General features: G+C 73.4%; 5 protein-coding genes. 3 read left to right on the forward strand and 2 right to left on the reverse strand.

Annotation, left to right across the window (positions count from 1 at the left end; translation table 11 throughout):
- The first annotated feature begins 23 nt into the window (after positions 1-23).
- On the forward strand, positions 24-944 hold the full coding sequence (locus tag ACFV8H_RS41125) for a 1-aminocyclopropane-1-carboxylate deaminase/D-cysteine desulfhydrase (RefSeq protein ID WP_380409866.1): 921 nt from the start codon (positions 24-26) through the stop codon (positions 942-944).
- 7 nt (positions 945-951) lie between these two features.
- On the opposite strand, the gene ACFV8H_RS41130 is transcribed toward ACFV8H_RS41125, so the two are convergent.
- Both ACFV8H_RS41130 and ACFV8H_RS41135 read right to left on the reverse strand, forming a co-directional pair.
- Positions 952-2,448, reverse strand: coding sequence for an LCP family protein (locus ACFV8H_RS41130; protein ID WP_380409868.1), 1,497 nt, complete (start codon positions 2,446-2,448; stop codon positions 952-954).
- A gap of 117 nt (positions 2,449-2,565) precedes the next feature.
- Positions 2,566-3,030: a MarR family winged helix-turn-helix transcriptional regulator gene (locus ACFV8H_RS41135; protein ID WP_375887716.1), complete on the reverse strand. Its 465-nt coding sequence runs from the start codon at positions 3,028-3,030 to the stop codon at positions 2,566-2,568.
- A gap of 106 nt (positions 3,031-3,136) precedes the next feature.
- Here ACFV8H_RS41135 and ACFV8H_RS41140 point away from each other — a divergent pair, with 106 nt between their 5' ends.
- Together ACFV8H_RS41140 and ACFV8H_RS41145 are read left to right on the forward strand one after the other, a co-directional pair.
- On the forward strand, positions 3,137-4,162 hold the full coding sequence (locus tag ACFV8H_RS41140; RefSeq protein WP_380409871.1) for an NADP-dependent oxidoreductase: 1,026 nt from the start codon (positions 3,137-3,139) through the stop codon (positions 4,160-4,162).
- A 365-nt stretch (positions 4,163-4,527) separates the two neighbouring features.
- Positions 4,528-5,022 carry a DUF3145 domain-containing protein gene (locus ACFV8H_RS41145; RefSeq protein ID WP_270147090.1) on the forward strand — a complete coding sequence of 165 codons (495 nt, stop codon included), beginning with the start codon at positions 4,528-4,530 and terminating at the stop codon, positions 5,020-5,022.
- Positions 5,023-5,116 lie beyond the last annotated feature (94 nt).

A 5,116-nucleotide genomic window follows, 5' to 3' on the forward strand; every position in this document is an offset into this window, starting at 1 on the left:
TCCCGGGCCCGTAAGCTGGCCGGATGCTCGAACCCGCCCTGCTGCCGACCCCGCTGGTGGACTGCACCGACGGGGTGTTCGCCCGGGCCGGGGTGGAGCTGCGGCTCAAGCGGGACGACCTGCTGCACCCGACCGTCCCCGGCAACAAGTGGCGCAAGCTGGCCCCGAACCTGGCCGCCGCCGTCGAACAGCGGCACACCCGGCTGCTGACCTTCGGCGGCGCCTACTCGACCCACCTGCGGGCGGTCGCGGCCGCCGCCGGCGCGCTCGGACTGGAGAGTGTCGGGCTGGTACGCGGCGAGGAGCTGGCCGACCGGCCGCGCAACTGGTCGCTGCGGGCCGCCGAACGCTCCGGGATGCGGCTGGAGTTCCTCACCCGGGCCGCTTACCGGGAGGCCACCGGCCGGGCCCTCGCCGGGGACGGCACCGGCGACGGTACGGAGTCGGAGCGCCGCTGGGGCCGCTGCCTGGTGCTCCCGGAGGGCGGCTCCAACGCCCTGGCCGCGGTCGGCGCGGCCGCGATCGCGGCCGAACTGCCGGACCTGGGCGGGCACGACGTGGTCTGCTGCCCGGTGGGCACCGGCGGCACCCTGGCCGGGATCGCGGCGGGCCTGCCGCCGGGCGCCCGGGCGCTCGGGGTGGCCGTGCTGCGCGGCGGCGAGGGCTACCTGGAGGCGGAGGTCGCCCGGCTGCACCGGGCCGGGTTCGGGCGGGAGTTCGCCAACTGGCGGATCGACCACGCGCACCACGGCGGCGGCTACGGCAAGGTCCCGGCCGAACTCGCCGCCTTCGCCGAGGAGTTCGAACGCCGGCACGGCATCCCGGTGGAACGCCGGTACGTCGCCAAGCTGCTCGCGGCGCTGGCCGACCTGGCCGCGGCGGGTGCCTTCGTCCGCGGCACCCGCCTGACGGCCGTGGTCACCGGCCTGCCGGACCCGGAGTAGCCGGGCCCTAGGATCCGAAGGTCAGGTCGGCGCAGGGGTCGGTGTCGGCGCCGCGGGTGTTCTCCGCTATGCCGGTCGGGATCCCGCTGGGCGCGCCGGCGGTGGGCGAGGGCGCGGTCGCCGAGTTCAGCTGGGTGCCGGCCGCCCGGTAGTCCGCGCCGAGGGTGACGGTGATCGCGCCCGAGCCGGGCTCCTCGACGGTGCGGGCGCCGGGGAAGAGCGCGGCGACCTGGTCGGCGGTGGTCTTGAGCGTCGGGTCGTAGGAGACCTCGGTGTGCTGCTTGCCGGGGTTGTTGGCGCCGAGGGTGACGTTCTGGAAGCCGCGTCCCTTGAGGGTCTCGGCGCCGGAGCCGGCCAGCCCGGCGGTGCCGACGCCGTTGACCACGGTGACCGGGGCGCCGGCCTGCTCGGCGGTGAGAGGCGCGTTCGTCCCGGGGCCCGCACTCGGCGAGGCGGAGGCAGCGGCGGCGGTGGCCGCGCCGGTGCCGGCGGTGCCCTGCCCGTCCAGGGTGCGGTCCTCGCGCAGCAGCTTCCACAGCGCGTCGGCGTCCGGCTGGACCAGCCGCACCCGCTCCCCGGCGAAGCGCCAGGGGGCGGTGACGAAGGTGACGTCGGAGAGCTTGACGTCCTCCAGCGAGCGGGCGAAGTCCACCAGCTTCATCGCGGTGCCGAGGCCCTCGTCCACGGTGAGCGACTTGGTGGCGGCGTCGGCCAGCGGCAGCAGCGTGGGCAGTGAGAAGCCCTGGGACTGGACCTTCTTGATCATCGAGGAGAGGAAGGCCTGCTGGCGCTTCATCCGGCCTATGTCGGAGTTGTCGCCGATGCCGTGCCGGGTCCGCAGGTAGTCGACCGCGGACTTGCCGGAGAGCTTCTGCATCCCCTTCTTGAGCTGGATGCCGTACTCGTTGACGTCGTTGGGCACGCAGGCGTCCACGCCGCCGATGGCGTCGGTCATCGCGGCGGCGCCCTTGAAGTCGACCACGACGGTGTGGTCGACCCGCAGCCCGGTGAGGTTCTCCACGGTGTTCTGGGTGCAGGCCGGGTTGCCCTTGGCGAGTTCGCCGAGGCTGAACGCCGAGTTGAACATCTGGTCGGTGCGGGGCTTGCTCCAGCTGCCGTTCGCCAGCTTGCAGGACGGGATGGTGACCAGGGTGTCGCGGGGGATCGAGACCCCGACGGCGTGCTTGTGGTCGGCGTAGACGTGCACCAGGATCGCGGTGTCCGAGTTGCCGACGCCCTCGTCGCCGCCGCCCAGCGAGTTGTTGCCGTCGTCGCGGGTGTCCGAGCCGAGCAGCAGGATGTTGACCGGCACCTGGGCGCCGGGGCTGGCCGGCACGGGGGCCGGCGGGCGCTCGGTGGCGACGCCGCCCGCGTCGAAGGTGGTGATGTTGCTGTCCAGCCGGTGGTAGAACCAGGCCCCCGCCCCCACGACCGACAGCACCAGAACGGCGGCCAGGCCGATGGCGGTCCGCAGGTAGCGGCGCCGGCGCGTGCTGCTGCTCATCCCGTGCCCCCCGTCTTCACGTTTCTCGCGTTCGATGTTCGAACGTTAGACGTTCCGGAAGGCCGTTCGGTTACCTCCTGAGGGCGGGCGAATCGGGCAGCAGTGCTGTGATGCTGCTCACGCGCCGGGGTCGGCGGCGCCGGTGAGCATCCGCCGGAGCAGGTCCCGCAGGACGGTGCGCTCCTGCGGGCCGAGCGCGGCGAGCGGCTCGCGGGCGAAGTTGAGGGACTCGCGCAGCTCCTCGGAGGCGGCCGCGCCGGTCTCGGTGGCGGCGACCAGCTTGACCCGGCGGTCCTGCCGGTCGGCCTCCCGGGTGACGAAGCCGCGGGCCTCCAGCCGGTCGACGATGCCGGTGATGTTGGAGGGCTCGCAGCTGAGCGTCTGGGCGATGTGGCGCATCGGCAGCGGGCCGCGCCGCAGCAGCGCGAGCACCTTGGCCTGGGCGCCGGTGAGCGAGCGGGCGGCGGCGGCCTCCTCGTACTCGCGATGGAACAGGGCGACCAGGTTGGCCATCAGGTCGACGACCTCGCGGGTGATCTCGTCGGACTGCGGCGTGGCGACCTCGGTCTGCTGGGTGTCCATGCCCCAGAGTCTACCTGAAAAGTTGACAACATGAACCTTTCATGTCCATCGTTACTTCAGTTCCTCAACCTTTTACCTGCCGAACCCCCCCCCAAGGAGCACCTCCATGGCAGAGCAGGCCGCCCCCGCGACCGCCCGTGAATGGCACCTCGCCGCCCGCCCCCAGGGCTGGCCGGTGCCCGCCGACTTCGCCCTGGTCGAGGCCCCGGTCCGGACCCCGGGCCCGGGCGAGATCCTGGTCCGCAACACCCACCTCTCGGTCGACCCGTACATGCGCGGCCGGATGAACGACACCAAGTCCTACGTGCCCCCGTTCCAGCTCGGCCAGGCGATGGACGGCGGCGCGGTCGGCTACGTGGTCGCCTCCGAGGCCGAGGGCTTCGCCCCCGGCGACGCCGTGCTGCACGGGCTGGGCTGGCGCGAGTACGCCACCCTGGACGCGAAGCGCGCGGTCAAGGTCGACCCGGCGGCCGGCCCGCTCTCCGCCTACCTCGGCGTGCTCGGCATGCCCGGCCTGACCGCCTACGCCGGACTGCTCGCCGTCGGCGCCCTCAAGGAGGGCGACAAGGTCTTCGTCTCCGGCGCGGCCGGCGCCGTCGGCTCGCTGGTCGGCCAGATCGCCCGGCTCAAGGGTGCCTCGCTGGTGGTTGGCTCGGCCGGCTCGGCGGAGAAGGTCGCCAAGCTGGTGGACGAGCTCGGCTTCGACGCGGCCTTCAACTACAAGGACGCCCCGGTCGCCGAGCAGCTCGCGAAGGCCGCCCCGGAGGGCATCGACCTCTACTTCGACAACGTCGGCGGGGAGCACCTGGAGGCCGCGATCGGCGCCCTCGGCGTGCACGGCCGCGCGGTGCTCTGCGGCGCGATCGCCCAGTACAACGACACCACCCCGCCCGCCGCCCCGCGCAACCTGGCGATGGCGATCGGCAAGCGGCTGCGCCTGGAGGGCATGCTGGTCGGCGACCACGCCGCCCTGCAGCCGCAGTTCGTGGCCGAGGTGGGCGGCTGGCTGCGCTCCGGTGAGCTGCGCTCCGAGGAGACCGTGGTGGACGGCTTCGACAACGCCGCCGAGGCCTTCCTCGACCTGCTCCGCGGCGTCAACACCGGCAAGATGGTGGTCCGCCTGGACGGCTGACCCTCCGTCAGGGCCCTTGGTCCGGAGTCGAACCCGCCCCGCCGCCCCGACCGGGCGCGCGGGGCGGTTCGCGTGCACGGCGCAGGGGAACCGGCCGCACTACCGCATTCCGGCCGGATCCGAAAGTGCGTCATCCATCGCCCCGCGCCGCGCGGTACGGTGGTCCCGCCCGGCGATGGGGCCGTTCGGGGGAGAGATCCGGCCGAGGGGTAGACCTCGTTGAGGATTCGACTAGCATTGAGCGAAAGCCTGTCCGTTTTGCTCAATTTAGTAGCTTAATGTCGGCTAACGTGGGTAACTGTGGATCAACTGCAGGCACGAGGCAGCTGGGGAAGGCGACCCTCGTCCACAGCCTGGAGGTCCCGGTGACGACACGTGGAGTTCTCTACATCCACTCCGCGCCCCGCGCGCTGTGCCCGCACGTCGAGTGGGCCGTCGCGGGGGTGCTCGGAGTGCGGGTGAGCCTGGACTGGATCCGCCAGCCGGCCGCACCCGGGCACTGGCGTGCCGAGCTCTCCTGGCAGGGGGAGCCCGGCACCGCTTCGAAGCTCGCCTCCGCGCTGCGCGGCTGGCAGCTGATGCGGTACGAGGTGACCAGCGAGCCCTGCGCCACGGCGGAGGGCGAGCGGTACAGCAGCACGCCCACGCTCGGCATCTTCCACGCCGTCACGGGCATCCACGGCGACATCCTGATCCCCGAGGACCGGCTGCGGGCCGTCCTGCTGCGGGCCCGCAGCGAGGGGGCCGACCTGGAGGCCGAGATCTCCCGGCTGCTGGGCAAGCCCTGGGACGACGAGCTGGAGCCGTTCCGCTACGCGGGCGAGGGCGCCCCGGTGCGCTGGCTGCACCAGGTGGTCTGAGCCCGCGGGACGACACGACGGAGGGGCGGGGGGGCGGGTAGGGCCCCGGCCCCCCCCCCCCCGGCGGCACGCGGGGCGGGGGGGCCGCCGCCCC

Source organism: Kitasatospora sp. NPDC059827, from assembly GCF_042731675.1.
Classification (GTDB): domain Bacteria; phylum Actinomycetota; class Actinomycetes; order Streptomycetales; family Streptomycetaceae; genus Kitasatospora.